This is a genomic window from Nocardia seriolae NBRC 15557 (genome assembly GCF_007990715.1).
Lineage (GTDB): Bacteria > Actinomycetota > Actinomycetes > Mycobacteriales > Mycobacteriaceae > Nocardia > Nocardia seriolae.
Genome location: NZ_BJWY01000264.1, coordinates 1 through 1,338, shown reverse-complemented (window position 1 = coordinate 1,338; position 1,338 = coordinate 1). Strand labels below are relative to the sequence as shown.

General features: G+C 65.6%; 1 protein-coding gene. It reads left to right on the top strand.

Features of this window, described 5'->3' with window-relative positions; translation table 11 throughout:
* The first annotated feature begins 20 nt into the window (after positions 1-20).
* A complete protein-coding gene (locus NS2_RS35625; protein WP_062614421.1) occupies positions 21-1,238 on the top strand; it encodes an IS701 family transposase in 1,218 nt (405 codons plus the stop codon).
* Positions 1,239-1,338 lie beyond the last annotated feature (100 nt).

Below are 1,338 nucleotides of genomic sequence, written 5' to 3'. Positions count from 1 at the left end.
TACTCCAGCATCACTTCGTGATGTTATTGGGTAGCATAGGTTTCGTGCTGGTTGATGAGGATCTGGCGGCGTGGACGGCTGGGCTCGAGGAGTTGTTCGCGCGGGTGGCGGGGCGGTTTCATCGCGCGGAGCCGCGGTTGCGGGCGCGGGCGTATGTGCGGGGCCTGCTGGCTCCGCTGGCGGGGAAAAACGGCTGGACCTTGGCTGAAGCCGCGGGTGATCTGTCGCCGAATGGGATGCAGCGGTTGCTGAACAAGGCGGCGTGGGACGTCGATGGAGTTCGCGATGAGGCGCGCGCCTATGCCGTCGAGCACCTGGGTGATCCGGGTGGTGTGCTGGTTGTCGATGAGACCGGATTCTTGAAGAAGGTCCTGAAATCGGCTGGGGTGCAACGGCAATACTCGGGAACGGCTGGCCGGGTCGAGAATTGTCAGCTTGGTGTGTTCTGTGCGTATGCGACCGTGAAAGGCCGCACGTTGATCGACCGGGAGTTGTATCTGCCGAAATCGTGGACCGCCGATCGGGACCGCTGCCGCGAGGCCGGGGTGCCCGATGAGGTCGAATTCGCCACGAAACAGGTTCTGGCACAACGGATGCTGGCGCGTGCGCTGGATGCGGGTGTCCCTGCTCGCTGGGTCACCGCCGGCGAGGCCTACGGCGGTGATTCGAAGTTCCGCCGCTGGCTCGAGCGACGGCGGATCGGATACGTGGTGGCCGTGCCGACCAGCGCTCCGATCGTTTCCCTGTCGGGCAGCTGGCGCGCCGACCAGGTCGTCGCCGACGCGCCAGCGGAGGCGTGGAAGCGGCTGAGCTGCGGCGAAGGCGCGCAAGGGCCCCGGCTGTTCGACTGGGCCGTGGCCACGCTGCCCTCGCTCAGCGAAGCCGGCGCCGGGTGGCGGCGCTGGCTTCTGGCCCGGCGGTCGCTGACCCGCAACGCCAAGGGGGAACACGAAATCGCCTACTACCTGTGCGGAGCCCCGATCGGCACGAGCGACGAGGAATTGATCCAGGTCGCCGGTGCCCGATGGTCGGTCGAGGACTGTTTCCAGACCGCGAAAACCGAGGTCGGGCTCGACCAGTACCAGGTCCGCCGCTACGACGCCTGGTACCGGCACATCACCCTCGCCCTGCTCGCTCACACCTACCTCGCGGTGACGGCTGCTGTTTACCCAAAAGCATTGGCAGCGGCCTCATTCCACTCACGCTCGGTGAAATCAAGCGTCTCCTGGCACACCTGATCACCCCACACCCGAACCCCACCCGGCTGCTCCGCTGGTCGAAATGGCGACGAAGACATCAACACCAGGCAAAACAAGCCCACTACCAGCGAAGACAGGC

Bases quoted from the DNA above. Each gene is read 5' to 3' on its own strand.
- NS2_RS35625 (WP_062614421.1), top strand. From the start codon at position 21: ATGTTATTGGGTAGCATAGGTTTCGTGCTGGTTGATGAGGATCTGGCG.